This is a genomic window from Serratia ureilytica, assembly GCF_017309605.1.
GTDB lineage: Bacteria > Pseudomonadota > Gammaproteobacteria > Enterobacterales > Enterobacteriaceae > Serratia > Serratia ureilytica.
The window spans coordinates 3,611,403-3,636,517 of record NZ_CP071320.1; the positions used below are offsets into that span (position 1 = coordinate 3,611,403).

24 protein-coding genes are annotated in these 25,115 nt (G+C 60.1%); 10 read left to right on the plus strand and 14 right to left on the minus strand.

Translation table 11 applies throughout. The annotated features are described in order from the left end of the window. Nucleotides 1-34: 34 nt before the first annotated feature. The 5 genes from J0X03_RS16990 to J0X03_RS17010 all read right to left on the minus strand — a co-directional run bounded on the left by J0X03_RS16990 (nucleotide 35) and on the right by J0X03_RS17010 (nucleotide 5,526). Nucleotides 35-2,278, minus strand: coding sequence for a xanthine dehydrogenase family protein molybdopterin-binding subunit (locus tag J0X03_RS16990; protein ID WP_160204103.1), 2,244 nt, complete (start codon nucleotides 2,276-2,278; stop codon nucleotides 35-37). A gap of 2 nt (nucleotides 2,279-2,280) precedes the next feature. Next, nucleotides 2,281-2,733, minus strand: coding sequence for a (2Fe-2S)-binding protein (locus J0X03_RS16995; protein WP_033642292.1), 453 nt, complete (start codon nucleotides 2,731-2,733; stop codon nucleotides 2,281-2,283). A 16-nt stretch (nucleotides 2,734-2,749) separates the two neighbouring features. Then, on the minus strand, nucleotides 2,750-4,081 hold the full coding sequence (locus J0X03_RS17000) for a c-type cytochrome (protein WP_160204102.1): 1,332 nt from the start codon (nucleotides 4,079-4,081) through the stop codon (nucleotides 2,750-2,752). Further along, entirely contained in the window at nucleotides 4,078-4,602 is a 525-nt protein-coding gene (locus tag J0X03_RS17005) for a MarR family winged helix-turn-helix transcriptional regulator (RefSeq protein WP_080273375.1), read from the minus strand. The genes J0X03_RS17000 and J0X03_RS17005 overlap by 4 nt, the downstream gene beginning before the upstream one ends. A gap of 168 nt (nucleotides 4,603-4,770) precedes the next feature. After that, complete coding sequence (locus J0X03_RS17010; RefSeq protein WP_033642291.1) at nucleotides 4,771-5,526, minus strand: CDP-diacylglycerol diphosphatase; 756 nt, start codon at nucleotides 5,524-5,526, stop codon at nucleotides 4,771-4,773. A gap of 238 nt (nucleotides 5,527-5,764) precedes the next feature. Here J0X03_RS17010 and J0X03_RS17015 point away from each other — a divergent pair, with 238 nt between their 5' ends. Beyond that, entirely contained in the window at nucleotides 5,765-6,565 is an 801-nt protein-coding gene (locus J0X03_RS17015) for an alpha/beta fold hydrolase (RefSeq protein ID WP_080280887.1), read from the plus strand. A 41-nt stretch (nucleotides 6,566-6,606) separates the two neighbouring features. Here the strand turns inward: J0X03_RS17015 and J0X03_RS17020 are convergent, their stop codons facing one another. From J0X03_RS17020 to J0X03_RS17030, 3 genes are read right to left on the minus strand one after another with little or no spacing between them, the layout of a single operon-like run. Continuing rightward, on the minus strand, nucleotides 6,607-7,209 hold the full coding sequence (locus tag J0X03_RS17020; RefSeq protein WP_160204101.1) for a helix-turn-helix transcriptional regulator: 603 nt from the start codon (nucleotides 7,207-7,209) through the stop codon (nucleotides 6,607-6,609). Next, the gene (locus J0X03_RS17025; RefSeq protein WP_160204100.1) at nucleotides 7,206-8,507 is read right to left on the minus strand and encodes an O-antigen ligase family protein; all 1,302 of its coding nucleotides are present in this window, start codon (nucleotides 8,505-8,507) and stop codon (nucleotides 7,206-7,208) included. Before J0X03_RS17025 ends, J0X03_RS17020 begins: the two co-directional genes overlap by 4 nt. Before the next feature lie 21 nt (nucleotides 8,508-8,528). After that, a complete protein-coding gene (locus tag J0X03_RS17030; protein ID WP_154582434.1) occupies nucleotides 8,529-8,681 on the minus strand; it encodes a hypothetical protein in 153 nt (50 codons plus the stop codon). A 363-nt stretch (nucleotides 8,682-9,044) separates the two neighbouring features. On the opposite strand from J0X03_RS17030, the gene J0X03_RS17035 reads away from it, so the two are divergent. Then, nucleotides 9,045-9,848, plus strand: coding sequence for a winged helix-turn-helix domain-containing protein (locus J0X03_RS17035; protein WP_160204099.1), 804 nt, complete (start codon nucleotides 9,045-9,047; stop codon nucleotides 9,846-9,848). After that, nucleotides 9,845-10,360: a hypothetical protein gene (locus J0X03_RS17040; RefSeq protein WP_089194415.1), complete on the plus strand. Its 516-nt coding sequence runs from the start codon at nucleotides 9,845-9,847 to the stop codon at nucleotides 10,358-10,360. Before J0X03_RS17035 ends, J0X03_RS17040 begins: the two co-directional genes overlap by 4 nt. Before the next feature lie 55 nt (nucleotides 10,361-10,415). Here J0X03_RS17040 and J0X03_RS17045 read toward each other — a convergent pair whose 3' ends face one another. The 3 genes from J0X03_RS17045 to J0X03_RS17055 all read right to left on the minus strand — a co-directional run bounded on the left by J0X03_RS17045 (nucleotide 10,416) and on the right by J0X03_RS17055 (nucleotide 14,745). After that, on the minus strand, nucleotides 10,416-11,339 hold the full coding sequence (locus tag J0X03_RS17045; protein ID WP_042783918.1) for a DUF7916 family protein: 924 nt from the start codon (nucleotides 11,337-11,339) through the stop codon (nucleotides 10,416-10,418). Between the two features lie 75 nt (nucleotides 11,340-11,414). Continuing rightward, nucleotides 11,415-13,712: a beta-glucosidase BglX gene (bglX, locus tag J0X03_RS17050; protein WP_069100129.1), complete on the minus strand. Its 2,298-nt coding sequence runs from the start codon at nucleotides 13,710-13,712 to the stop codon at nucleotides 11,415-11,417. A 112-nt stretch (nucleotides 13,713-13,824) separates the two neighbouring features. After that, nucleotides 13,825-14,745, minus strand: a complete 921-nt coding sequence (locus J0X03_RS17055; protein WP_101453393.1) for a LysR substrate-binding domain-containing protein — start codon at nucleotides 14,743-14,745, stop codon at nucleotides 13,825-13,827. 118 nt (nucleotides 14,746-14,863) lie between these two features. Here J0X03_RS17055 and J0X03_RS17060 point away from each other — a divergent pair, with 118 nt between their 5' ends. Beyond that, nucleotides 14,864-16,018, plus strand: coding sequence for a methionine aminotransferase (locus J0X03_RS17060; protein WP_021503974.1), 1,155 nt, complete (start codon nucleotides 14,864-14,866; stop codon nucleotides 16,016-16,018). Between the two features lie 34 nt (nucleotides 16,019-16,052). Then, on the plus strand, nucleotides 16,053-16,832 hold the full coding sequence (locus J0X03_RS17065) for an ABC transporter substrate-binding protein (RefSeq protein WP_147837737.1): 780 nt from the start codon (nucleotides 16,053-16,055) through the stop codon (nucleotides 16,830-16,832). A 34-nt stretch (nucleotides 16,833-16,866) separates the two neighbouring features. Here J0X03_RS17065 and ddlA read toward each other — a convergent pair whose 3' ends face one another. After that, nucleotides 16,867-17,970: a D-alanine--D-alanine ligase gene (ddlA, locus tag J0X03_RS17070; protein ID WP_015377061.1), complete on the minus strand. Its 1,104-nt coding sequence runs from the start codon at nucleotides 17,968-17,970 to the stop codon at nucleotides 16,867-16,869. Between the two features lie 168 nt (nucleotides 17,971-18,138). On the opposite strand from ddlA, the gene J0X03_RS17075 reads away from it, so the two are divergent. From J0X03_RS17075 to J0X03_RS17095, 5 genes are all read left to right on the plus strand, one after another. Further along, nucleotides 18,139-18,342: a ParD-like family protein gene (locus tag J0X03_RS17075; protein ID WP_006324220.1), complete on the plus strand. Its 204-nt coding sequence runs from the start codon at nucleotides 18,139-18,141 to the stop codon at nucleotides 18,340-18,342. Beyond that, nucleotides 18,339-19,133: a type I methionyl aminopeptidase gene (map, locus tag J0X03_RS17080; RefSeq protein WP_033642282.1), complete on the plus strand. Its 795-nt coding sequence runs from the start codon at nucleotides 18,339-18,341 to the stop codon at nucleotides 19,131-19,133. Before J0X03_RS17075 ends, map begins: the two co-directional genes overlap by 4 nt. A 126-nt stretch (nucleotides 19,134-19,259) precedes the next feature. Continuing rightward, nucleotides 19,260-20,966, plus strand: a complete 1,707-nt coding sequence (gene dld, locus J0X03_RS17085) for a D-lactate dehydrogenase (protein WP_122004567.1) — start codon at nucleotides 19,260-19,262, stop codon at nucleotides 20,964-20,966. Nucleotides 20,967-21,183: 217 nt separating this feature from the next. Next, the gene (locus J0X03_RS17090) at nucleotides 21,184-21,609 is read left to right on the plus strand and encodes a PAS domain-containing protein (RefSeq protein ID WP_023447580.1); all 426 of its coding nucleotides are present in this window, start codon (nucleotides 21,184-21,186) and stop codon (nucleotides 21,607-21,609) included. 5 nt (nucleotides 21,610-21,614) lie between these two features. Further along, nucleotides 21,615-23,138 carry a flavodoxin domain-containing protein gene (locus J0X03_RS17095; protein ID WP_142075163.1) on the plus strand — a complete coding sequence of 508 codons (1,524 nt, stop codon included), beginning with the start codon at nucleotides 21,615-21,617 and terminating at the stop codon, nucleotides 23,136-23,138. A gap of 13 nt (nucleotides 23,139-23,151) precedes the next feature. On the opposite strand, the gene J0X03_RS17100 is transcribed toward J0X03_RS17095, so the two are convergent. Beyond that, a complete protein-coding gene (locus J0X03_RS17100; RefSeq protein WP_033652390.1) occupies nucleotides 23,152-24,159 on the minus strand; it encodes a FecCD family ABC transporter permease in 1,008 nt (335 codons plus the stop codon). After that, the gene (locus tag J0X03_RS17105; protein WP_047572261.1) at nucleotides 24,156-25,112 is read right to left on the minus strand and encodes an ABC transporter substrate-binding protein; all 957 of its coding nucleotides are present in this window, start codon (nucleotides 25,110-25,112) and stop codon (nucleotides 24,156-24,158) included. Before J0X03_RS17105 ends, J0X03_RS17100 begins: the two co-directional genes overlap by 4 nt. Nucleotides 25,113-25,115 lie beyond the last annotated feature (3 nt).

Below are 25,115 nucleotides of genomic sequence, written 5' to 3' on the forward strand. Positions count from 1 at the left end.
ACGGCAGCCGCCGGCTGATCGAGCCGGCGGGCCGTTACACCGACGAGAACTCGCGTGGGAACGGCATAGTACGATAGGTTTTGCCGGTGGCCTTATGCAGCGCGCTGGCCATCGCCGGGGCGACCACCGCAGTCGACACTTCCCCGCATCCCTGCGGCGCTCGCGCGCTGTCGAGTATCACGACCTCCACCTTGGGCATTTCGGCGATCGCGAGCAGCGGATAGCGATCGAAATTCCCTTCCACCACGCCGCCCCGTTCAAAATGCAGCTCGCTGTGCAGACAGGTGGTCAGCGCAAAGCCGATGCCGCCCTCTACGTTGGCACGCACCAGGTTCGGGTTTATCACCTTGCCACAGTCAATCGCACATACCGCGCGCAGCACCCGCAGTCGCCCCTCCTGAATGGCGATCTCAACCACCAAACCGACGTAGGTGGTGAAAGCATTATTGCGGCCGACCCAAATATTGCACGCCATACCGCGAGAAACGCCCGACGGCGGTTCATGCTGCCAACCGGCCGCCGTGGCGGTGGCGTCCAGGACGCGCAACGCTTCCGGGCTGTCCTGCAACAGATGCCGCCGATACGAATACTCGTCCCGGTTGGACTTATGGCTGAGTTCGCTGATAAAGCTTTCCAAAAAGAACAGACTGGCGACGCTGCCGACACCGCGAAGATAGCTCAGGGAGATCGGCTGTTCGACGATGCCGGCCTCCACCTTCAGATGAGGGATGCGATACGGCGTGCTGTAAACGCACTCCACCATACTTTCATCCCATCCCCCGGCCTCGTTGACCGTTTCGCGCCGCATTTGCCAGAAGAGCGACTGCCCGGCATAGCGCGCCCACAGCGCCTGCGGGTAGCCGTTTTCATCCAACAGCGCCCGATAATGGCTGATGCAGGCCGGACGATAGTATTCATGCCGCATGTCGATCTCGCGCGGATAGACCACTTTGACCGGTTTCCCCACCGCCCGGGAGGCGGCGGTAGCATGCATCACGGCATCCGGCAGATATTTGCGCCCAAAGCTCCCCCCCAGATAGGTCGTATTCACCACCACATCCGTCGGCTTCAGCCCGAACATTTTCGCCAGAACGTTGCGCACCATGTCCTGCCCCTGGAAAGGGCCCCAGGTTTCGATACGGCCCTCGCCGTAATGGCTGGTGGCATTGCAAGGCTCCAGGGTGGCGTGCGCCACATAAGGTGCGCTGTAACGCGCCTCATGCAAGCGCGAACCTGATTCAGCGCCACGAATCAACGCCGACGCCTCGCCGCGATCGACCGCCGGCACCAGCGTATCGCCATCCAGCATCGTCAGATTCTCCGCCGCAATCACGCTGCCGGTCAGCGCTTTTCCTGCGCCCGGCAGCCAGTCGACCTCCAGCAAATCCGCCGCTTTTTTGGCCTGCCAGTAGCTCGCCGCCACCACGATCACCGTATTGAGCGACATATCGTGATCCAATCCAACCATGTTGTTCATCGACCACTGTCGGGTCAGCACCAGATCCACCACGCCCGGCATGGCCCGAATCTGCCGTTCATTACGTACGGCGACCAGCTTTCCGCTGAGATCGGGCACCATCCAGGGGACGCCGATCAACATCTCCGGCAAGTCGATATCGATACCGTAAATCGCACTGCCGTCCACTTTCTCCGGCGTATCGACCCGCAACAGCGGCTTGCCAATGAAACTCTCTTGCTCTTGTGCCTCACTCTTTAAAGCAGGCTGCGGATCCAACGGCAGTTCGGCGGCATAGCGCACCAAATCGCCATAGGCGACCTTGCGCTTCCCGCCTTTCTCAAGCACCCAGCCTTTCTCCGTGCGGCACTGCGATGGTGAAAGCGCGAAATGTTTTGCGCCGGCCCGCAGAAAGAAATCTCTCGCCTGTGCGCCGGCCAGCCGGGCACGCTGATAAAATTTGGTCATGGAGGTTGAGGCGGCGACAAACTGCGCGAAAGCCTCGCCCCCGGCAACCTGACGGTAAGCGTCACGGCCGGTGACGAATTTCACCGTCACCTGCGCCCAATCGGCATCCATCTCCGCCGCCACCACTTCGGCCAGGCCGGTGTAAATCCCCTGCCCAACCTCACATTGCGACACGCCGATGACGATGCGCCCATCGCGGTCGATCCAGATCCAATCGTTCAATTCATGCTGACTGTCCGGTGGCGCCACGTCTTGTGAAACCACGGCCGCCAGGCTGCGCGTCGATATCGGCAGCAACATGGCGGCCACTGCCAACGCGCTGCCTTTTATCAAGGTTCTGCGGGTGATCGCCATACTCAGGGTTCTCCCTTGTCGGCGGCGCGGTGCACCGCCGCACGGATCCGGTGGTAAGTGGCGCAGCGGCACAGATTGGTCAGGCCCGTATCTATCTGCCGATCGTCCGGCCTCGGGTGTTCCGCCAGCAGCGCGCTGACCGCCATGATCATGCCTGATTGGCAGTAGCCGCACTGCGGCACGTCCTCCGCAATCCAGGCCTGCTGCACCGGATGACGGCGATCGATGGACAGCCCTTCGATGGTGGTCACCTGCCGATCGCGCACCAATTGCAGCGGATAACAGCATGAACGCACAGCCTTACCGTCGACATGTACCGTACAAGCGCCACAGGCGCCGATACCGCAGCCGAACTTGGTGCCGGTTAATTTAAAATGTTCTCGGATCACCCACAGCAGCGGCGTATCCGGCTCGCCGTTAAATTCGACCGCCTGGCCGTTCAGATTGAACTTCATGCCATCCTCTCTTGGATCAGTGCTTCACCCGACGTTTCACCCACGCCCCAATGACGATCAATACCAGCAATACGCCGCCCCAGAACACATAAGGCAATGACGTAATCAACAGCGGTTTTTCACCGCCCGCCCGCTGCAGAGCCACTTGCTCCAGCGTTATCCTGACCGCCGGATTGCCGAATTGCTGCAATACGTAATTGCCCAATTCAGCCAGTTGCCGGTCATCCAGACTATCGGCGAACCCCGGCATCCAGGTCTGCAGCGTCTCCCCCTGACGCTGCACGCCATACAGCATCACCATGATCAGGTTATTGGCCCGTTCGCTGCCTACGGTGGTGTTGTGCGTCAAAGAAGGGAAATGGCCGTCATAAGCCCCCTCGCCGCCCAGACGATGGCAGCTGGCGCAGGAAACGGCATACAGCGCCTGTCCGGCGGCACGGCCTTTACCGCCCCCCTGATATTGATAGGCCGCTTTCGTTCCTTGTACGGTGACGATCGGCGGCGTTTGTTTAAGCCAATCGGCGATGGCGCCGAGGTCGTCGTCACTCAGGAAACGCAGGCTATGCTCCACCGCCTCCGCCATGCCGCCGGCAGCCTGAGCTTTGTCATTGCGGCCGGTACGCAGATACTGCACCAATTCTTTCTGGCTCCAGCCGCCGATGCCGCTCACGGGATCCGAGGTGATATTCGGTGCGATCCAACCGCCGGCTTCTCCTCCTGCCAGATAGCGATCGCCGCGTTCCGCCATCATCCCGTTACGTGGGCTGTGACACGCCGAGCAATGCCCCAACACATCCACCAGATAGCGGCCACGCGCCTTCCTCTCGTCTGCATCGACGGGCGTCTTTTTCAGAAACAGCCAGTTCCAGCCGTGGATCGCATAACGCCAGGAAAAAGGGAACGTCAGTTGGGTCTCAGGCACCGCACGATCGACCGGTGCGACACCGGCCATAAAATAGCGATACAGCGCGTGCAGATCGTCATCACTCAGCCCCCGATAAGCGGTATAAGGCATGGCGGGATATAAGGGTTGGCCGTCCCGCCGAATGCCCTGCGTTAACGCGCGGCGAAACTCTTGTTCACTGTAGTCGCCAATGCCGGTTCCTTTGGCGGGCGTGATATTGCTGGCGATGATGTCGCCCATCGGCGACGCGATGGCATAACCGCCGACATAGGGGGCGTCCTGTTGATTGCTGCCGCGGTGACAAGCCGCGCAATCTGCGGCGGTAGCCAGATATTTTCCCCGTGCGATGACCTGTTGGTCATTCTGGCTGGCGAAGACCGAGCAGGAGAAGATCCCCAACGCGATAACGCACAGCTGTTGTGCTCTCCGCCAGCGGCCGTTCACGCTTCACCTTCCGGCTTCATCGCCCCCGCTCGCTCCTCCGCCAGAAGAGCAAACTCGTCCGGCAACAGATTTTCCTGTTCGAGCATCGCTATCGCGTTATGCTTGATGCCAAACAATACGCGGTAAAAAGCCTCCAGATCGTTGGCCGAAATGCCGTTGAGCAGTTTTTGCCGCGCTTGCTGGCTGGAATGATCCAACTGCGCCAGCATCTCCTGCCCGGCCTCGGTCATTCTCACCCCTTTGGCGCGCTTATCTTCGGACAGAGCATCGCGAGCGATAAGCCGATTTTTTTCCAGAAACAGCAGCGCGCGCGACATCGTCGAGACTTCGGCGTTCAAATGCTGCGAAACGTCTTTCAACGTGCAGCCATCCCCCAGATCGGCAATCGCACTCAGCGCCAGCCAATGCGGGCGCGTCAGATTGGTCATTTTCACCGACTGGTCCATCGCCGTGCGCCACAGGCGATTGGTCACATCCAGATGGATGCCCAGTGCAGCAGGAAGTTTGCGTGGTTGTGACATGTCGGGTTACTCTCGATTATTTATTTGCTTGTGCAAACAAATAGTAGATCAAACATGAGAACAGGATCAAGCAGATGAGGGAGAATAAAATAAAAGCGAGTTAATACATTTGGTTAGTTTGTATCGCACGGCGTACGCTCCCCAACGACGGGGAGCGATAAGAAAAACTCAGTTCCCCGCGACCTCGCACCGGTAGTCCTGAATTTCACCGGCCGACCCCAGGTTGAGATCGGTCAATTTCAAACGGTTTGCCAACAGCAGCATCTCGCCCTGCGGGCTGACCGCCAGCGCCAGGCCGTAATTGCCGATGCTGTCGCCCTGTTCGACCACGTAGTTTTGCAACAAGCGGAAAGGATCTTCCTGGGTTAAATCGGTGCCCGCCAATTTTCTGGCCAGATATTGATGGCCGACCAATTTCACCGCCAGCGGCCGCCACTGTTGATCTAATTGCTCAGCCTGTTCCCCCAGCGCGTTATAGACATCCTGGCGCAAGCAGGCAACGTGAATATGCAACTGATTTTGAGAGCGGCCATATTTCGAATTGACCGCCAGAGAAACCCATGCGTCTTTTAACGGTTTACCCAGCTCGCTGGATATATGTTCGCGGTTATTCCAGGCCTGGGCGAAATAAGGCGGCGTTCGATCCGCTTGCAATATCGGGCTCTCGATGCCGCTGACCTTTTCGGTCGGCATCACCAGATCGTGGTAAGGGCCCTTGCTGTCCTTAAACAGCACATATCCTTCGGTTAAATCCACCTTTAAGCAGGGCGCAGGATCGTGGTTCTGCTGCTGATTGGGCACGCACTGTTGGCTGACTATCTGCCACAGCGCATTCGGATTGCCACGCCCGAAGAACCACCACAGCACCGCCGCCAGCAGCAAAATGACAAGCAAAATAATTAATAGTCTGAAAAGTCTTTTCATCGCGACTCCCTGTTTATCTATTCCATACCGAAAGGAGCGCCAGCTTAAACCAAGGCTCCGGCATCGACCAGAATATTATCCTTAATGTCACCTTTTATTGACGTCTTGTTAGCAATGGATAATTAAAAATAAGCCTCCACCTGAGTAATTTAAGGTAAATTAATACCGTGGGTTGAATATGAGTGTGATATAAGCAGCCGGGACTCTTTTTATATAAGGAACCGATAAGATGCCAACGATGGGCAAATCCCTGCATTATCTCGACGTAGGTTCAGGCTTTCCATTGCTGCTGGGCCACAGCTATCTGTTCGATCTGAATATGTGGGCGCCGCAGTTCGAAGCGCTGGCTAAACGCTACCGCCTGATCGTACCGGATCTCTGGGGCCACGGCGATTCACCGGCGCTGCCACCCGGGCGAAACAGCCTGTCGGATATCGCCGCCGATCATTTGGCGCTGATGGATCATTTGGATATTGAAGAGTTCGGCATCGTCGGCTTGTCCGTCGGCGGCATGTGGGGCGCCGAACTGGCGGCGCTGGCGCCGGAGCGGGTGAAAGTGCTGGCGCTGCTGGACAGCTACCTGGGCGACGAAACTCCAGAGGCACGGCAGCGCTATATGGGCATGCTGGCCGCCGTGGAACAGGCCGGCGCCATCACGCCGCCGCTGCTGGAATATATCGCCGCGCAGTTCTATTCCGACGAAGTGCCCGCTGCGCTGTCGCAGCCGTTGCTGGCCCATCTGCAAAGCCTGCCCGCCGAGCGCCTGCGCGAAAGCATCGTGCCGCTGGGCCGGATGATCTTCGGCCGCCCCGACAAGCTGGCGCTGCTGGAACACATCACCGCCGCCAGCATCGTCATCACCGGCGCGCAGGATAAGCCGCGCCCACCGGCGGAAGGCCAGCGCATGGCGGATCTTCTCGGCTGCCGACATGTGCTGATCCCCAACGCCGGGCATATCAGCAACAAGGAAAATCCGGCGGCGGTCAATGAAACGCTGCTGGCGTTTCTGGCCGAAAGCACCACGCCGCTGTTTTGGTAAGTCGCTCCGGGCCGCCAGGCCCGGACCTGCCATGCCATCGCTCAGACGACGTGGCTATCGCCATTTTCCTGACCGAATCCCCCCAGACGCAACCAGCGGTAAAGCTCCGCATCGCGCTGAAAATGCATCTTTCTCATCACCGCCCGTTTATGCGTGCTCACCGTCTTGATGCTGACCCGAAGCCGACGGGCAATGGCGGTCGGCGTCATTTCCCAACTCAGGTAACGCATCACTTGTTTTTCCTGCGGCGTCAATGGCAACGGCTGGCACCAGGCGCAACAAGAAAAACCGCAGGCGCCGCCGGTTCGGCCTTTTATCACCCGCGCTACCGTGTGCAACAGCTTTGCGACGCCTTCATTGCGGTACACCCTGCCCGCTTCCCTCAGGCACCCCGAAATGGCGCGAATGCGGGCTTCTCTGAGATCGTAAACGGCGAGATAAAGGGCGTGAGGAGCATGGGGAGGATGGCAAAAACGCGCCATGTCGCCTTTGGCGATCGCCTGGAACACAAGGTCGGCATTCATCGGATCGCTGCAGCGCGCCTCGATGCCACGTTCACTAAAATAGTCGCTCAACGCCCGATACGCCCCGGCGACAAAAAAGCGGTCGATATCCAGGAAGGCGATATTGATGACCGTGTTCACGCCGTTTCCCTCCGCGCGAAAACAAACCGGCAAAACCGGCCGGCATTGAGCCTGCTGCGCCCATCCAACGTAACGAGCAGCAGCGTCAAAACCGCCCATTGGATGAGCGACAGCCCGAACGGGTAGGAAAACTGCGCGCACAGCAGCAAGGGAATGCCGCTCGTCGCCAACGCGGCCTCTTCCCCGGCGGCCGGGCTGTGCAAGCGGGCGGCGATGCGCTCCCGTCGCCATGTTTGGCGCACCAGCGCCGCCACGCCCGCCAGCAGGCACAGCATGCCCGCCAACGCAACGACGCCGCCTTCTATCCACCACAGCAGGAGCTCATTATAGGGTTGCCGCGCTGCGCCTGCCCGCGCCACCGCGGGCAGCGCATGGGCCTGTAAATGCTCAAAGCCATGCTCGAATCGGCCATAGCCCCATCCTAACCAGGGCCGCTCTACCACCAGCGCCAGCGAATCAAGCAGCGTATCGCAGCACGGCGCGGCGTTCGACAAACGAACGCCGGCGTTCAATTCATCCGCCAATATCGCCAGGCAGAATCCCAATGCCGTCATCAGCAGCGCGAGCACGCAATGCAGCGGGTATCTGCGCACAAACATCAGGGTCAACAGCGCGGCACCCAATAGCACGCTGAGACAAACGGTCTGCGATGCCCCCCAGCCCAGCGCGGCGGATAAACCGATCAAGAGCGGCAGCAAGAGTAAAATACGCCATCGCTCGTTATCTCGGCGCAACATGCGGAACCGAGGCAACACCGTCAGACCCCATCCCGCCAATAATCCGCTCGCCAATAAACTGCTCGCGGCATCCGGCCAACGCCCCCCGCTGCCGGCATAGCCCGCCGCCGCCTCGGCCGGGGAGGAAAAAAGCCAAATGCCTCCCACGGCTGCGGCTAATACCAGCGTATAGATAAACGCAATACGCACGTGTTGCATGACCCGATATTGCAATAGGATAAAGTAAATAATCCAACTGCCAAACAGGCAGGCCATTCGCCCGACGGTAAGCACGCCCCACTCGGCACGAGAATAAAAAAGGGGCAGCAGCAATATCACCGCGCCCAGCGCAAAGAAAAAACACGCGGGGGTCATCCCCCACGCTTTTCGCAAAAAAAGGAGCGCGCCGCCGACGCCCAATAAAGCAAACAGCACAACCCCAATCACAAGAGAATATGGAAACGTCAGCGAGAAATAGTTCATATCATAGTGATAAATATAGCCACCCAACAAAATCAATACGCTGACATAGACCATCACCATGAACTTTAAACATGGAATAGACATAATAATTTCATCCAAAAATATCTATCTGAAAAACCATCAGAAAAGGCTAAGCCATTTTTCAATTGCAATAAAAGAAATGCCTGTCAGCAACACCAGCCCGGTAATTATCGCCATCACAATCCCGACAGATTGAATAGCTTCAAAAAGCTTTCGCCTGTAGCGTAAAAGCGTCCAGTTTCTTTTAAACATACCTTTTCCTCTTGGCCATTCAGGCTTCAAGCAAAGAAAGCCCGCAATTTAAACGTGGATTACCGGCAAAATCCTGTCGCATTTCCCAGCGAGTTCCATAGTATCGCCGCAGCCAAAATCAAGATATATGTATTAAATTTAACCATAAAAACAGTTTTTAATTCCTAAAGATAATAAAAATAAGGAATTAAAAACCAAAACAAAGAAAACCTAATATTATAAAACTGGCGCCCCCCGTACGTTTGAACTTTCGCCAAAAATTTCACAACATGAAAAAATCGCCATCATCTTGACGGGTGAAAAATAATAGATAACTCTGTCCTCGCTAAATTTCGCCGTCGCTATAAGGGCAAGCAGCACATTATGGAATACGTCATTAATCAGATGATTATTTTCTCACCTGCCGAACGCGCATTGTTCATCATCAATGAACGGGAATCTTTTATGCCGTTATCTAACCCTGCCACCCGCTTGTTGTTAGAGTTGGTTACCCATCATAAAGAGATGCTCACCCGCAGGCATTTGATGCAGCGGGTCTGGGAAGATAATGGCTTTGTGGGTTCAAACAATAATCTGAATGGTTGCATCAGTGAGATAAGAAAAGCGTTTGAGTCGCTGGTGCTGGATCCGCAAATCATTATTACCATCCCCAAACTGGGGTTCATTCTTGAAGCGGAAATTACCTCATGCGAAAACATGCGCTCACCGGACAACCAAAAAGCGGTTATTCCCACCCTGTTGACCCGGGCCAGCGTGCTGTTAAAACGGCGTGGGAATATCTGCCAGGCAAATAAAGCGCCCCTTGCCGCAGCATTGATGATGATTGCGTGCTTTAGCCTCGTCTGCGCTTTATTGTGGTTCAACCGGCCGGTTCACGCGTTCAAAAACGCCAGGGTCGATTTTTTTTATCGCCATGAGCAGTGCAACGTGTTTACGTTGGAAACCGCCGCGCTGAACGACCGGCGTGAAACGCAAGCGCAAATTGCCGCTGCCTTGAAAGCTGAAGCGACCGACTGCGGCACAACGCCCGCCGATCTGTTCTACACCAAAATCGCCAACCCCAACCTTCCTTTTCAGATCACCTTCATCGCCATCTGCAATCTGGCGCAACCCGGTCAATATGGCCGGTGCCGCACGATCAAAAACACTGACGGTATGACGCCATGAATAAAAAAACACGCTTTATCGTCGGCTTGTTATTGCTGATGGCGCCCCTGGCAAGCCAGGTCGTCCAGCTGTCGCACCATCCTAAAACCTTACTGCGTTGCGAAGCGGAGATCACCGCGCGCAACCGCTATGGCCCAGCCATGGAGCCCGCCGCGGTTTTAAAAGCAAAGATGTATTTTTTCCTCTACCACAACGGCACTGGCTTTATCAGGCTCAATGGCTTTATCGAGCGACAAGAAAAGACCTATGTGCTGAACCGCGAACTTCACTATGTGTATGACACCCCCGGCGATGAGGCGGCTGAAGAGGATGGCGGCGGCGATGGGTACACGCTACGATTCGCCGCCGACCGTAAACATGCCGGAGATACGGTTCCCGCCCCCCTTTGGGCGACCTTTTTGCAGTCGGAAGATCCCCGAATCTCCTACCATGTCGCCATCGAACACGTACTCGGCAACCTGTATGTGGTCAGTACGCTTCAAAGCCCGACCTTTGTCTGCCGGCGTTATTAGGCTATGCGTTGCGAGTGTTGCCTATCGGAAGAAAAGCCCGCAAGCGGCAGCCATTTCAGCGGTTAATTGAACGCGCCATGCGGCTGTAGGTGTGGCGCACGCCGCGAATCGCCACGCTGTAGGCGAAGATGTTTTCCGGCAGCGCCAGCCCCAAATAGCCGGTATCGCCGATATGGTGCAGATCCGCGCCGGCCATTTTGCTCATCAGCGCAATCTGCCGCACGGTCTGCACGTCGGCCCCCTCTTGCGAGGTGCCGATCGCTGTCATCGCCAGCGCCCCCTGCCGCTGGGCAAAGGCGATCAGCGCCGCCACTTTCTCCTGCGACATGCCGGGAATGGTACCCGGCGCTGGCAACAGCACGATATCCGCACCGTTCTCCACGAACAGCGCGATGTCCTGCTCGCCGATCAGCTGGCTGCCGCTTTCGCGCACAATGCCGGCACCGTGCATCTTGCCGGTCACCAGCACCATCTCGTCGCCCACTTCATCGCGTATCGCTTTCAGCGCGGCGGCGATCGCCTGATTGCTGACGCCGTTGTTCGGATTGCCGGTCAGCACCAGCATGCGCGCGCCGAGCTGATACAGCTTGCGCGCATTCTCGGCGGTGGCGGCGCGGCCCGCCGTCATCTGCCAAAAGTCGTTATGTTCGCTGGCGAAAGCCGGATCGACGGCCTCCAGGTTCACCCCGATCACCCGCCCGGTCAGGCGCTGCAGCGTGCGCAGCGCCTCCTGCGGCGGCACGTCGGCGGGCAGGCCCGCGATATGCGGACGATCGACGTCGAACAGGTTCAACAGCAGCAGGTCGGCGCCCTGGCTGGCCGCCAGTTCGGCGTTGGTGACGTTATTGAGCAGCGGCTGAGTGACCGCGATGGTTTCGCTGACCAAGATGCGCCCTTCGCTGGCGCGGATGGCGTAGAGCAGATCGGCTTTGCCGATATCGGCCAGATCGCTGGCGCTGCAGTCCAGATAGCGTTTCATGAGGCAAGCTCCGGTGACGTTAGCGGAAAGGGATGGATGCCCCCTCTCCCACCGCAGTGAAAGAGGGGGAAAAGGTTACTTCAGCGTAAAGCTTTGCGTCTGCACGTTGTCGGAATCCAGGCCGACGAACACGTTAAATTTGCCCGGCTCCGCCCCCCACTTCAGGCTGGCGTTGTAGAACTTCAGATCGTCTTCGCTAATCGGCAGCTCAACCTGCTGCGACTGACCGGCCTTCAGCGTCACTTTCTTGAAGTTGCGCAGCTCTTTCACCGGGCGGCTGACCGACGCGGTGACGTCCTGCAGATACAGCTGCACCACCGTGGCGCCGTCGTACTTGCCGGTATTCTTCAGCGTGACGCTGGCGGTTAACTTGCCGTTGCGCGCCATCGTCGGGCTGGATAACTTCAGATCCGACAGGCTGAAGGTGGTGTAGCTCAAGCCGTAACCAAACGGATACAGCGGGCCGTTCGGCGAATCGAAGTAGCGCGAGGTGTACTTGCCCGGGTTCTCCTTGCCGAACGGCCGGCCAGTGTTCAGGTGGTTGTAGTACATCGGGATCTGGCCGACCGAGCGCGGGAAGGTCATCGGCAGCTTGCCCGACGGGTTGTAATCGCCGAACAGCACGTCCGCCACCGCGTTGCCGCCCTCGGTGCCGCTGTACCAGGTTTCCAGCATCGCGTCCGCCTGCTCGCTCTCCCAGCTCAATGCCAGCGGGCGGCCGTTCATCAGCACCAGCACCAGCGGCTTGCCGGTGGCTTTCAGCGCGGCGATCAGATCGCGTTGGCTCTGCGGGATCGTGATGTCGGCGCGGCTGGAGGCCTCGTGCGCCATGCCCTGCGATTCCCCCACCACCGCCACCACCACGTCGGCCTTGTTCGCCGCCTGTACCGCTTCGTCGATCATCTGCTGCGGCGAACGGGTATCGAACGCCACCGCCGGCTCATACTCGTTAAGATAATCGATGATGCCTTTATCCTGCGTAACGTTGGCGCCCTTGGCGTACAGAATGCGCGCCTTGTCGCCCACCGCCCGCTCCAGCCCCTCGCGCAGGGTGACCGACTGCTTGACCACCCCGGCGGCTGACCAACTGCCCATCACGTCGCGCTGGCTGTCGGCCATCGGCCCGACCAGCGCGATGGTCGCCTGCTTGCTCAGCGGCAGCGTCTGCTTATCGTTCTTCAGCAGCACCATCGTCTTGCGCGCCACCACCCGCGCTTCGGCGCGGTGCAGACGGCTTTCGGCGTTGGTGTCCTGCGGATCCGAACCCGCCGGGCCCAGATGCACGTAAGGATTGGTGAACAGCCCCATGTCGTATTTGGTGTTCAGCACGTCGCGGCAGGCGCGGTCGATATCGCTTTCAGACACCAGTCCGTCCTTCACCAGACCCGGCAGGTATTTGTCGTAGAACTCGTCGCTCATGCTCATGTCGACGCCGGAGGTGATCGCCAGGCGCACCGCGTCGCGCGCGTCGGCGGCCACGCCGTGCTTAATCAGTTCCTTAATCGCGCCGTGGTCGCTGATGGTGATGCCTTTAAAGCCCCACTGCTCGCGCAGCAGATCTTTCAGCAGCCACGGGTTGGCGGTGGCCGGCACGCCGTTCACCGAGTTGAGCGACACCATCACTCCACCGCTGCCGGCGTCCACCGCCGCTTTGTAAGGCGGCAGATAGTCCTGATGCATGCGCAGCGGGCTCATGTCGACGGTGTTGTAATCGCGGCCGCCTTCGACGGCGCCGTACAATGCAAAGTGCTTGACGCTGGCCATCACCGAACCGGGTTTGGCCGGATCGCCGTTCTGGAAACCGTCGACCATCACCTTGGCGATTTTCGAGACCAGCCAAGTGTCTTCGCCGAAGCCTTCGGAGACCCGGCCCCAGCGCGGATCGCGGGTGATATCGACCATCGGCGCGAAGGTCATGTTCAGGCCGTCATCGCTGGCCTCTTGCGCCGCGACCCGGGCGCTGAGCGCGATGGCTTCCAGATCGAAGCTGGCCGCCAGCCCCAGGCTGATCGGGAACACGGTGCGCTGGCCGTGCACCACGTCATAGGCAAAGAACAACGGGATTTTCAGGCGGCTGAGCTGCATCGCCTGATCTTGCATCACCCGGATATCCGGCCGGGTGACGGTATTGAAGATGGCGCCGATCTGCCCTTTGCGGATCCCCTCGCGGATCGCTTCTTTCGGGTTATCCGGCCCGACGCTGATCAGCCGCAGCTGGCCAATCTTCTCTTCCAGCGTCATCTGCTTCATCAAATTGGACACGAAGGCGTCGCGCTGCTGGGCGTGAATGCCCTGCGTTATCGGCGTTTCCTGCGCAAAAACCGGGCTGAGGGCCAGACCGGACAACATACTCACCACACAAAGCCATTTCATCTTGTTTTATCTCAGGCGTGTTTCCGCCGCCAACGCCGCGGAGTTTAATCGGAGTGAAGAAACAGTTTGCCACACTCTGTTTCATCGCCAAGGGAATTCGCATCGGTAATGTTTACAAAGCATTACAGGTTATCGGCAGGTAATTCTGCAGCCGGGTGCGGCTGTCGGCAGCCTCCGCCGCCAGAAAATCGACCAGCGCGGTTAACGTCGGCGGCGCTACCGTGCGTTCAGGATAGACCAAATAATAGGCCGCGCCGCTGCTGACGCAGAGCGGGAACGGCGTTACGATGCGCTGCGCCTGAATATCCTCCTCCAGCAGGCACAGATCGCCGATGGCGATGCCGAATCCCTGCAGCGCGGCGCTCATCGCCAGATCGAGGGTATCGAAATGCTGGGCCTTGCCGGACGGCAACGCATCGGCGCCCGCCGCCTTCAGCCAGCGCAGCCAGTCGCGCCGATCGCGTGTCGGGTGCAACAGGGTTTTGTCCGTCAAATCCGTCAACCGGGCTGCCGGCGGCAGGAACGTCGGCGTGCAGACCGGCGTGAGGATTTCGTCGAACAGCAAGTGCGCGGTCAGCTTTTTACCCGGCGGCCGGCCGAATACCACCGCGGCGTCAAACTGCTCGGTACTGAAATCCAGGCCGTGCGACACCGAGGCGGTCAGCTCGATATGCATGTCCGGCCGTTCATTTTGCAGGCGAATGATGCGCGGCAGCACCCAGCGCATGGCGCAGGTCGGACATTTGATGCGCAGCGCCCCTGGCGGGGCGGCGGCCCGCGTCAGGGCTTCATCCAACTGCCCCAGCGCCTGCTGTACCGGCGCCAGCAGCTGCGCGCCCTGCGGCGTCAGCGCCAAACCGCGCGCCTGACGGCTGAACAGCGGATAGCCCAGACGCTGTTCCAGCCCGAGAATTTGCCGGCTGACCGCCCCCTGCGTCAGGTGCAGCTGCCGGGCGGCATGGGTAAAGTTGAGGCGTTGCGCCACCACCACAAAGGTTTTCAATACGTCGAGCGACGGCAGGGATATCGGCATAGCGTGCCTCGATTAGGTATGATCGTAGTGCATGACAAGTATGACAAACTTTCCCTTGTCCGCCTACGCCGCCTGATGCTTAATCGCTCAACACTTCCCTGTTTGCCTGGAGCCCATCATGCAGAGCGCCTGCTCATCCCGCTCGAAGCTGCCGGACGTCGGCACCACCATTTTCACCGTCATTGGCCAACTCAGCGCCGAACATCAGGCCCTCAACCTGTCGCAGGGCGCGCCCAACTTCGCCGGTGACCCGCAGCTGATCGAGGCAACGGCGCAAGCCATGCGCGCAGGTCATAACCAATACGCGCCGATGAGCGGCGTGGCGGCGTTACGTGCTGCTCTGGCGGAAAAAGCTGAACGATTGTATGGCGCGCGCTATGACGCCGACGAAGAAATCACGGTGATCGCCAGCGCCAGCGAAGGGCTGTACTCGGCGATCAGCGCGCTGGTGCATCCCGGCGACGAGGTGATCTATTTCGAACCGGCGTTCGACAGCTATGCGCCGATCGTGCGCCTGCAGGGCGCCACGCCGGTGGCGATCAAACTGTCGCTGCAGGACTTTCGCGTCGACTGGGACGAAGTGGCCGCCGCCATCAACGGCAAAACGCGCATGATCATCGTCAACACGCCGCACAACCCGACCGGCGCAGTGTTCGACGCGCAGGATATCGACCGCCTGACCGCCCTGACCCGCGACACCGACATCGTGATCCTGTCCGACGAGGTCTACGAGCATGTGGTGTTCGACGGCGATATTCACCACAGCATGGCGCGCTACCCGCAGTTGGCGGAACGCAGCGTGATCGTGTCGTCGTTCGGTAAAACCTACCACGTCACCGGCTGGCGCGTCGGTTACTGCCTGGCGCCGGCGGCGTTGATGGACGAGATCCGCAAGGTGCACCAGTTCATGGTGTTCTCCGCCGATACGCCAATGCAGCACGCCTTCGCCGCCGCGCTCGCCAACCCGCAGAGCTACCTGGGGCTGGCGGCGTTTTACCAACAAAAGCGCGATCTGCTGGCCAGCGCCCTGCAGGATTCGCGCTTTGAGCTGCTGCCCAGCCGCGGCAGCTTCTTCATGCTGGCCCGCTTTAGCGGCTTCAGTCACGAAAGCGACAATGATTTCGCCGTGCGCTTGATCCGCGAAGCGAAGGTGGCGACGATCCCGCTGTCGGCGTTCTACAGCGACGGCACCGATACCGGCCTTATTCGGCTGAGTTTTTCCAAAGATAACGAGACCCTGCTGGAAGGCGCGCGCCGCCTGAGCCAGGTGTAATTCTTTGTCCGACCATGGGAAAGGGGCACTGCCTATGAAAGCTTTGAAAACGCTGTTCGCCGCCGGATGCCTGCTGGCCGCCGGCTCTTCTCTGGCGGCGGAAAACAGCCTGCGCTTCGGTCTGGAAGCGCTGTATCCGCCGTTCGAATCCAAATCCGCCAGCGGCAAACTGGAAGGGTTCGACATTGAACTGGGCGACGCGGTGTGCGCCGCCGCGCAGTTGCAATGCAGCTGGGTGGAAACCTCGTTCGACAGCTTGATCCCGGCGCTGCAGGCGCGCAAGTTCGACGCCATCAACTCGGCGATGAACGTGACCGAACAGCGGCGCCAGGCGATCGCCTTTACCGACGCCATCTATCAGGTGCCGAACCGCCTGATCGCCAAGGCCGACAGCGGCCTGCTGCCGGACGCCAAAGCGCTGGCGGGCAAACACGTGGGCGTGCTGCAAGGCTCGATTCAGGAGATTTACGCCAAAACCCATTGGGCGCCGGCGGGCGTGGATGTGGTGTCTTACCAGGATCAGAATCAGGTGTATCTCGATCTGGCGGCCGGTCGGCTCGACGCCACGCTGGTGATGGCGCCCTCGGGGCAAAGCGGCTTCCTGTCACAGCCGGACGGCAAAGGCTTCGCCTTCGTCGGCGAGGCGGTGCGCGACGACAAGATCCTCGGTGAAGGCATCGCCTTCGGCCTGCGTAAAGGGGATGAGGCGCTGAAGAAGAAACTGGATGCCGCCATCGCCAAAGTGAAACAACAAGGCACGGTGACGGCGCTGTCGAAGAAGTATTTCGGCGATATCGACGTGACGTTGAAGTGATGGACGGGGGCGGCACCGCCGCCCCCTGCCGCGTTTAGCGATCGAACACCGAACTGTTCAGCGCGCGATCCTGCTGGTGGCGCTCCAGCGCCAATTCGATCAGGCGCGTGATCAGCGCCTGGTAGCTGACGCCGCTGGCGGCCCACAGCTTGGGATACATGCTGATGTTGGTGAAGCCCGGCAGCGTGTTGATCTCGTTGATCACCACCTGGTTATCCGGCGTCAGGAACACATCCACCCGCGCCAACCCGAAGCACTCCAGCGCGCGGAACGCCTTCAGCGCCACCTCACGGATGTGGTCGCTCACTTCCGGCGCGATCGCCGCCGGCACCACCACCTGAGCGCCCTGCTCATTGATGTATTTGGTGTCGTAGGAGTAGAAAGCGTCGCTCAGCACGATCTCGCCGCACACGCTGGCCTGCGGATCGTCGTTCCCCAGCACCGCGCACTCGATCTCGCGGCCGACGATCGCCGACTCCACCAGCACTTTGTGATCGAAGCTGAAGGCCAGTGCCACCGCCGCGTCAAACTCGGCGCGGTTCTCCACCTTGCTGACCCCGACCGACGAGCCCTGGTTGGCCGGCTTGACGAACAGCGGCAGGCCGAGGCGCTCGCTCAGTTGCTCAAACGTGAACCCGGCGCGGTTGGCGCGCGTCAGGGTGACGAACGGCGCCACCGCCAGCCCGGCGTCGCGCAGCAGGCGTTTGGTCACGTCTTTATCCATGCTGACCGCCGAGCCGAGCACGCCGGCGCCGACGAACGGCATATTGGCCATGCGCAGCAGCCCCTGCAGCGAGCCGTCTTCCCCCAGCGTGCCGTGCACGATCGGGAAGATGACGTCGAGCTGGCCCAGCGCGCCGGCGCTGCCCGCTTCAATCAGCTGCTGTTTTTCCTGGCCCGGGATCAACGCCACGTTCTTGTTCGAGCGGTTCAGCGCGATCAGCGCCGGGTTCTCGGCGTTGAGCAGGTAGTTGGAGGCGTCGTTGATGTGCCACTGCCCCTGTTTGTCGATCCCCAGCAGCGTGACGTCAAACTTCTCTTTGTCGATTGCATCCACAATGTTTTTGGCCGACTGCAGCGACACCTCATGCTCCGCCGATTTACCGCCAAAAATCACCCCAACACGTAGTTTAGTCACGCCTTAAATCCTTCTGAAAAATCATGGCAAAAAAGTCGTTCATCACAATAAACGCATTGCCTGGCGGCGGCAATCGTTGTTACCAGAATCTTCTTACGCCACAGAATGCCACATCGCGACCATCCAAAACGTATACACTTCGTATATCGTTCATTTATGGAGACGCCGATGGGCATCGTAAAAATTTCGGACGCGCTGCATGACGATCTGCGCCTCGCCAGCCTGACCATGACGCGTTCGATCAACGCGCAGGCCGAGTACTGGATCAAGATCGGCATGCTGGCGGAGTTCCATCCGGAACTGACCTACCCGCAACTGGTAAAAAAAATGATGAAAGATAATGCGCTGACGCTGAAGGAGATTGTCGGGTGAAACAGATTGTGATTAAAACGCCGGAAGAGATTGCCAAAATGCGCCATTCCGGCGCTCTGCTGGCTAAAGTGTTTGCTATGCTCGATGAGGTCATCGTCGAAGGCATCTCCACCATGGAGATTAACGACCGCGCCGAGGCGTTTATCGTCGAAGAACTGAAGTCGCGCCCGGCCAGCAAGGGGCAGTATGATTTCCCCTATGTGCTCAACACCTCCGTAGACGACGTGGTGTGCCACGGGGTGCCGTCGGCCAGCAAAATCCTGCGTTCCGGCATGATTGTCAACGTGGACATCACGCTGGAAAACGGCGGCTACATCGCCGACTCCAGCAAGATGTACTGCATCGGCCAGGTGACGCCGCTGGCTAAACGGTTGGTGAACAACGTCTATGAATCGATGTGGCAGGGCATTCGCGCGGTGAAACCGGGCGCGACCCTGGGGGATATCGGCCACGCCATCCAGCGCCACGCCGAGCAGGCCGGCTACAGCATCGTGCGGGAGTATTGCGGCCACGGCATCGGCCGCGACATGCACGAAGAGCCGGCGGTGCTGCACTACGGCCAACCCGGCAGCGGCATGGCGCTGCAGGAAGGCATGGTGTTCACCATCGAGCCGATGATCAATCAGGGTGACCGCCGCATCAAGCAGAAGAAAGACGGCTGGACGGTGGTGACGCGCGACAAAAAACTGTCGGCGCAGTGGGAACACACCGTAGCGGTCACCGCCGACGGCGTGGAAATCCTGACGCTGCGCGACGAAGAGCGTCGGGCCGGTTACGCCGAACGCTACTAAATCCGCAAGCCATTAGCTTAATAAGCTAATTGCTTGATAATTTATTTAATTGATAGCCTCTTAGCTGACTGCGCGGCACTCCGGCGCCGCGGTTAAAGCGACGGGGATGACAGGGAGACAGGCAGCATGCAGTCAGGCAATCAGGCGTTTCTCAACCAGCTTAAGGACATCGTCGGCGGCCCGCAGTTGTTGACCGGCGATCGCAACACCGAACGGTATCGCAAAGGGTTCCGCTCCGGCGAAGGCCAGGCGCTGGCGGTGGTGTTTCCCACTAGCCTGCTGCAGCTGTGGCGCATTCTGCAGGCCTGCGTGGCCGCCGATAAAATCGTCATCATGCAGGCCGCCAACACCGGCCTGACCGAGGGCTCAACCCCCAGCGGCAACGACTATGATCGCGATATCGTCATCGTCAGCACCCTGCGCCTCGACCATATTCAGGTGCTGGACAACGGCAAGCAGGTGGTCGGCTTCCCCGGCAGCACCCTGCACCACCTCGAGAAATTGCTCAAGCCCTACGGCCGTGAACCGCATTCGGTGATCGGCTCTTCCTGCATCGGCGCCTCGGTTATCGGCGGCGTGTGCAACAACTCCGGCGGCTCGCTGGTGAAACGCGGCCCGGCCTATACCGAAATGGCGCTGTACGCCCAGTTAGGGGAAGACGGCCAGCTGCGCCTGGTGAACCATCTGGGCATCCGGCTTGGCGACACGCCGGAAGAGATCCTCACCCGGCTGGAAAAAGGCGACTATCGCCCGAGCGACGTCGAATACGGCGAGCTGCGCGCCTCGGATAACGAGTACGCCAGCCGGGTGCGCGACGTCGACGCCGACACCCCTTCCCGCTTCAACGCCGACAAACGCCGCCTGTACGAAGCCTCCGGCTGCGCCGGCAAACTGGCGGTGTTCGCGGTGCGGCTCGACACCTTCGAGAAAGAGGGCAAAGAGCAGGTGTTCTATATCGGCACCAACGACACCGCGGTGCTGACCGAACTGCGCCGCCACATGCTGAGCAAATTCGAAAACCTGCCGGTGGCCGGTGAATACATGCACCGCGATATCTTCGACATCGCCGAGGTGTACGGCAAAGACACCTTCATGATGATCGACAAGCTCGGCACCGATCAGATGCCGCGCTTCTTCACCCTGAAGGGCCGAATGGACGCCAGCCTCAACAAGCTGCCGCTGCTGCCGCACAACCTGACCGATCGGCTGATGCAGGGCCTGAGCCATCTGGCGCCGAGCCACCTGCCGAAACGCATGAAGGAATACCGCGAACGTTTCGAACACCATCTGCTGCTGAAGATGGCCGGCCCCGGCGTGGAAGAGGCCCAGCGCTACCTGACCGACTATTTCGCCCAGGCCGAAGGTGCCTTCTTCGCCTGCACGCCTGACGAGGGCAAAAAGGCTTTCCTGCACCGCTTCGCCGCCGCCGGCGCCGCCGTGCGCTACCACGCGGTGCACGCCGACAAGGTGGAGGATATTCTGGCGCTGGACATCGCCCTGCGCCGCAACGACACCGACTGGTTCGAAACGCTGCCGCCGGAAATCGACAGTCAGTTGGTGCATAAGCTGTATTACGGCCACTTTATGTGCCACGTCTTCCACCAGGACTACGTGGTGAAAAAAGGCGTGGACAGCCATGCACTGAAAGAAAAGATGCTCGAGATCCTCAACCGGCGCGGCGCCGAGTACCCGGCGGAGCATAACGTCGGCCACCTGTACCACGCCAAACCGGATCTGCAAGCGTTCTACCGCACCGCCGATCCGACCAACAGCTTCAACCCCGGCATCGGCAAAACCAGCAAACGCAAAGGCTGGGCCGAAGCCCCCCGCTAAACGCCGCACGATTGGCCCGCCGCCCACCCGGCGCGGGCCTCACCGCCCCTGCCCGCCTCGTCGAGATCTTTGCGCCCATAAAGATGCATTATTATTGCAACTTATAAAATTCCCGATTACCATTCATCGCAAATGAGAATTAATTACAAAGCTGTCGTGACGGATACATGACATCCGCCGTGGCATTCACCGCGAACTTAATGAGAAGGAACCTACCATGAGTCAGACCCTCGATTCCGCCCAGCTGTTGGCCGCGCTCGATAAAGTGATGGTGATCTCCACCACCGATCTGCAGGGCACTATCACCTACGTCAACGATCTGTTTTGCCAGCTGACCGGTTTTTCCCGGGAAGAGCTGGTGGGCCAGCCCCACAGCATCGTGCGTCACCCTTCCGTGCCGAAAGCGGTTTATAAAGCGATGTGGGACACCATCAAGGCGGGCGGCATCTGGACCGGCATCATCCCGAACGTCGGCAAGGGCGGCGTCTTGTACGTGGTCGACACCACGGTGCAGCCGCTGTATGACGCCCAGGGCAATATCGAGGCCTATATCAGCATCCGCCGCGTGATCAACGATCTGATGACCGACTTCGAATCGGTGGAATTCGCCAAAGAACAGTTCGACAACCACTACGACAAGTAACCGCCATGGCCGACTTTATCGAACGCATCCTGATTGGTTACGGTTCGGAGTCGGGCAACGCCCGGGCGCTGGCGATGCGCCTGGGTGAACAAAGCAGCCTGCAACCCTACCGCCCCGTCGTGAAAGAACTCAACGCCATCCAGCCCGCCGATGTGGGCGAGCGTGATGCCCTGCTGATCGTCTCGAGCTCATTTGGCGACGGCGAACCGCCCGCCAACGCCGAACGTTTCCCCGACGCGCTGGCGCAATGGCCGGATCGCCACCGGTTGCGCTACGCCATCTTCGGTCTCGGCGACACCGCTTACCCGCATTTCTGCGGGTTTACCCAGGCGCTGGATGCGCGCCTGACGCAATACGGCTCCCGTGCCATCATCAATCGCGTTGACGCCGACGTTAACGTCGAACGGTTCTTCACCACCTGGCTAACGACGCTGGATAAGGTGCTGGCCGGCGATGCCCAGGCGGGCCGCGATTTGCATCTGCGCGTGACCGCCTACGGTGAAGACCATGCGTTCAACGCCGCCCTCCTCGAACGGCGGCCGCTTAGCGCACGCACGCCGCAAGCCTGGCATCTGCGGCTGAATATCGCCGGCAGCGGCATCGTTTACCGGGCAGGGGATACCGTCTATCTGTTGCCGGAGAACGACGAAGGATTATTGATCCGGCTGGCAGAGTGGCTCGGCAGGCCGGAGGCCATCGACGCACTGCGGCGCCGGGAGCTGCGCCAGATCAGCAAAACGACGCTGCGCGAACTGGCGCAGTTGGCCGACAGCGAAGAGCTCAAAAGCCTGCTCAAGATCCGTCAGCGCAAATCCCTGGAGAGTTATCTATACGGCGCCGATCTGCTGGACGTGCTGCACGATTTTTGCCCGCCGCACGCGATCACGCTGGAGAACCTGTTGGCGCTGCTGCCCATTTGCCTGCCGCGCGCCTACTCCATCGCTTCGGCAACGCGGGAAGAGAGCCTCGATCTGTGCGTGCGCGACGTGCGTTATGAACGCGGCGGCCGCACGCGGCGCGGCACGGCGACCGGCTGGCTGCTCAAGCACCCCGGCCCTTTCCGCCTCTTCTGCCGCGCCAACCCCGGCTTTTACCTGCCGCGCGACACCGCCTTGCCGGTGCTGCTTATCGGTACCGGTACCGGCATCGCACCGTTGATTGGCTTACTGCGCGAAATGGCCGCCCAGGGCGAACGGCGTGAAACCGTCCTGATCTTCGGTGAGAAAAGGCGCGATGAAGACTTCCTGTATGGCGAGGAGTTGGTCACGCTGAACGCGACGGGCGTACTCACACGGCTCATCACGGCCTTCTCGCGCGACGCCGCCGACAAGTATTACGTGCAACACGCCATCGACGATCACGCCGATGCCGTCAGCGGCCTGCTGCAACGGGGCGCGCATGTCTACCTGTGCGGCAATCGCCAGTATCTGGAACATGCCGTGGCGACGGCGCTGGAGCAAGCCTGCGGGGCGGAAAACCTGTGGCAGACGCTGATTGAGCAGCAGCGCCTGCACCTGGAACTCTATTGAGACAGGGCGGCGTTCACCGCTCCGCGCGCAACAGCAAGGAGACGATGAACGCGCCCCCCAGCCCCGCCGTAATGATGCCGATGGGCAGCTCCTGATTGGGGATCAGGCTGCGGCTGAGCATGTCGCCGCCGGTCAGCAGCATCGCCCCCAGCAGGCCGCACATCGGCACGGACAAGCGGTGGCGCACACCTACCAGGCGCCGGGCCAGATAAGGCACCATCAGCCCGACAAAACCGATCACGCCCGTCAGCGAAACGAGAAACGCCGTAGACAATGCGCAGCACAGAAAGGTCTCGGTGCGCAGGCGCGCCACGTTGACTCCCATCGAATGGGCGGTTTGCTCGCCCGCCAGCAGCGCGTCCAGCGCCCGCCAACGCAGCGCCGTAAATCCGGCCAGCAGCGCGAAACTCACCAGCGGAATGAACAGATTATCCCAACGCGCCAACCCCAAGCCGCCCAGCGACCAGAACAACACTGAACCGGCCGCCCGCTGATCGCCGGAAAAGACCAGATAGCTGGTGAGCGCGCTGAACAAAAATGAGACCGCCAGGCCGCAGACGATAAGCTGCTCGGCGCGCCTGACCCGGCTGACGCGAAACAGGATCATCACCGCCAACGCGGACAGAATGCCGCCGACGAAAGCGGACAGCGGCAACGTCAGCGCGCCCAGCGCATCGCCGAAGCGCGTGATGACCAGCACCGCGCCGGCGGCGGCGCCGGAGGAGAGCCCAAACAAAAAAGGATCGGCCAGCTCATTGCGGGTGGTGGTCTGCAGCAGCGCGCCGGTCATCGCCAGCCCGGCGCCGGTCAACGCCGCCAACAAGGCCCGAGGCACGCGCAGTTGCACGACGATAGTGTCCAGCATGCCGGAAAGCGGCGCCGAACCTATCCCTAACGCCGCCAACGCCTGCCGCCATGACAGCGCGACGCTGCCCAATTGCAGGCTCCAGACCATTAATCCGCACAACGTCAACAGCGCCAGCGGCGCGAGCACCATAAACCGCCGTGTCGGCGAGTTCATTCAGCCTCCGGCGCGTACAGCGCCCGCGCCAACTTTTCCACCGCGCCGATGTTGGCTGGCCCCGGCGTCAGCTCCGCATACTGCAGTTTCAGATAACGATGGTGCCGTACCGCAGGCGTCAACTTCATCAACGGATGAGACTCGAGGAAACGCCGCAGCGCCTCGGCGCCTGACCCGGTCTGATAATCCAGCAGAATGATGAAGTCGGGTTCCGCCGCCGCCACCGCCTCCCAAGATGCCGTCGTCCAGCTCGCCGCCAAACCGTCCATCACGTTGCGGCCGCCCGCCGCTTCGACAATCGCCGTCGGCATGGCGTATTTACCGCTGGTAAAAGGCTTCTCTTCTCCCGAGTCATACACGAACACCTTGAGCGGCGCCTGCCCCGCCGGTCTGGCGGGCAGCGCGGCTAACCGGCGGCGCCAGCCCTCAACCAGCTCGGCGGCCTCTCGCTGCTTGCCGAAAATCTTGCCGAGCTTCAGCTCATCGTCATACAGCAGGTTCATATCGGCCTTCTGCGGCCGGCCGCCGGCCTGTACGCAGCTCTCGCTCAGCACCAGCGTTTTGATGCCGAACGGCGCGAGCGTCTCCGGCGTGACGTCGCCGCCGATCTTCATGCCGTAATTCCAGCCGGCGAAGAAAAAGTCCGGCTGCGCCGCCAGCAACGTTTCCAGAGCGGGATACTTCGGCGCCAGTTCGGGAATGGCGCCCATCGCCGCCTTGAAATCAGGCGTCAATTTGTACCAGCCGGTGATGCCGGTCAGCCCGACGATCCGATCCTGCAGATGAAGCGCAAAGGCCATCTCGGCCATATTGATGTCGTTGATGACGGCGCGCTGCGGCGCCTGATTGAAGGTGATCGGCTTCCCGCAGCTTTCTACGGTGACGGGAAATTTTTCAGCCGCTGCCGCTCCGCCGGCCAACAGCAGGAGCAAGGGGAATACGCGTATGTTCATGTT

Bases quoted from the DNA above. Each gene is read 5' to 3' on its own strand.
- J0X03_RS16990 (WP_160204103.1), bottom strand. From the start codon at position 2,278: ATGGCGATCACCCGCAGAACCTTGATAAAAGGCAGCGCGTTGGCAGTG.
- J0X03_RS16995 (WP_033642292.1), bottom strand. From the start codon at position 2,733: ATGAAGTTCAATCTGAACGGCCAGGCGGTCGAATTTAACGGCGAGCCG.
- J0X03_RS17005 (WP_080273375.1), bottom strand. From the start codon at position 4,602: ATGTCACAACCACGCAAACTTCCTGCTGCACTGGGCATCCATCTGGAT.
- J0X03_RS17010 (WP_033642291.1), bottom strand. From the start codon at position 5,526: ATGAAAAGACTTTTCAGACTATTAATTATTTTGCTTGTCATTTTGCTG.
- J0X03_RS17015 (WP_080280887.1), top strand. From the start codon at position 5,765: ATGGGCAAATCCCTGCATTATCTCGACGTAGGTTCAGGCTTTCCATTG.
- J0X03_RS17030 (WP_154582434.1), bottom strand. From the start codon at position 8,681: ATGTTTAAAAGAAACTGGACGCTTTTACGCTACAGGCGAAAGCTTTTT.
- J0X03_RS17035 (WP_160204099.1), top strand. From the start codon at position 9,045: ATGGAATACGTCATTAATCAGATGATTATTTTCTCACCTGCCGAACGC.
- J0X03_RS17040 (WP_089194415.1), top strand. From the start codon at position 9,845: ATGAATAAAAAAACACGCTTTATCGTCGGCTTGTTATTGCTGATGGCG.
- J0X03_RS17045 (WP_042783918.1), bottom strand. From the start codon at position 11,339: ATGAAACGCTATCTGGACTGCAGCGCCAGCGATCTGGCCGATATCGGC.
- bglX (WP_069100129.1), bottom strand. From the start codon at position 13,712: ATGAAATGGCTTTGTGTGGTGAGTATGTTGTCCGGTCTGGCCCTCAGC.
- J0X03_RS17055 (WP_101453393.1), bottom strand. From the start codon at position 14,745: ATGCCGATATCCCTGCCGTCGCTCGACGTATTGAAAACCTTTGTGGTG.
- J0X03_RS17060 (WP_021503974.1), top strand. From the start codon at position 14,864: ATGCAGAGCGCCTGCTCATCCCGCTCGAAGCTGCCGGACGTCGGCACC.
- J0X03_RS17065 (WP_147837737.1), top strand. From the start codon at position 16,053: ATGAAAGCTTTGAAAACGCTGTTCGCCGCCGGATGCCTGCTGGCCGCC.
- J0X03_RS17075 (WP_006324220.1), top strand. From the start codon at position 18,139: ATGGGCATCGTAAAAATTTCGGACGCGCTGCATGACGATCTGCGCCTC.
- dld (WP_122004567.1), top strand. From the start codon at position 19,260: ATGCAGTCAGGCAATCAGGCGTTTCTCAACCAGCTTAAGGACATCGTC.
- J0X03_RS17090 (WP_023447580.1), top strand. From the start codon at position 21,184: ATGAGTCAGACCCTCGATTCCGCCCAGCTGTTGGCCGCGCTCGATAAA.
- J0X03_RS17095 (WP_142075163.1), top strand. From the start codon at position 21,615: ATGGCCGACTTTATCGAACGCATCCTGATTGGTTACGGTTCGGAGTCG.
- J0X03_RS17100 (WP_033652390.1), bottom strand. From the start codon at position 24,159: ATGAACTCGCCGACACGGCGGTTTATGGTGCTCGCGCCGCTGGCGCTG.
- J0X03_RS17105 (WP_047572261.1), bottom strand. From the start codon at position 25,112: ATGAACATACGCGTATTCCCCTTGCTCCTGCTGTTGGCCGGCGGAGCG.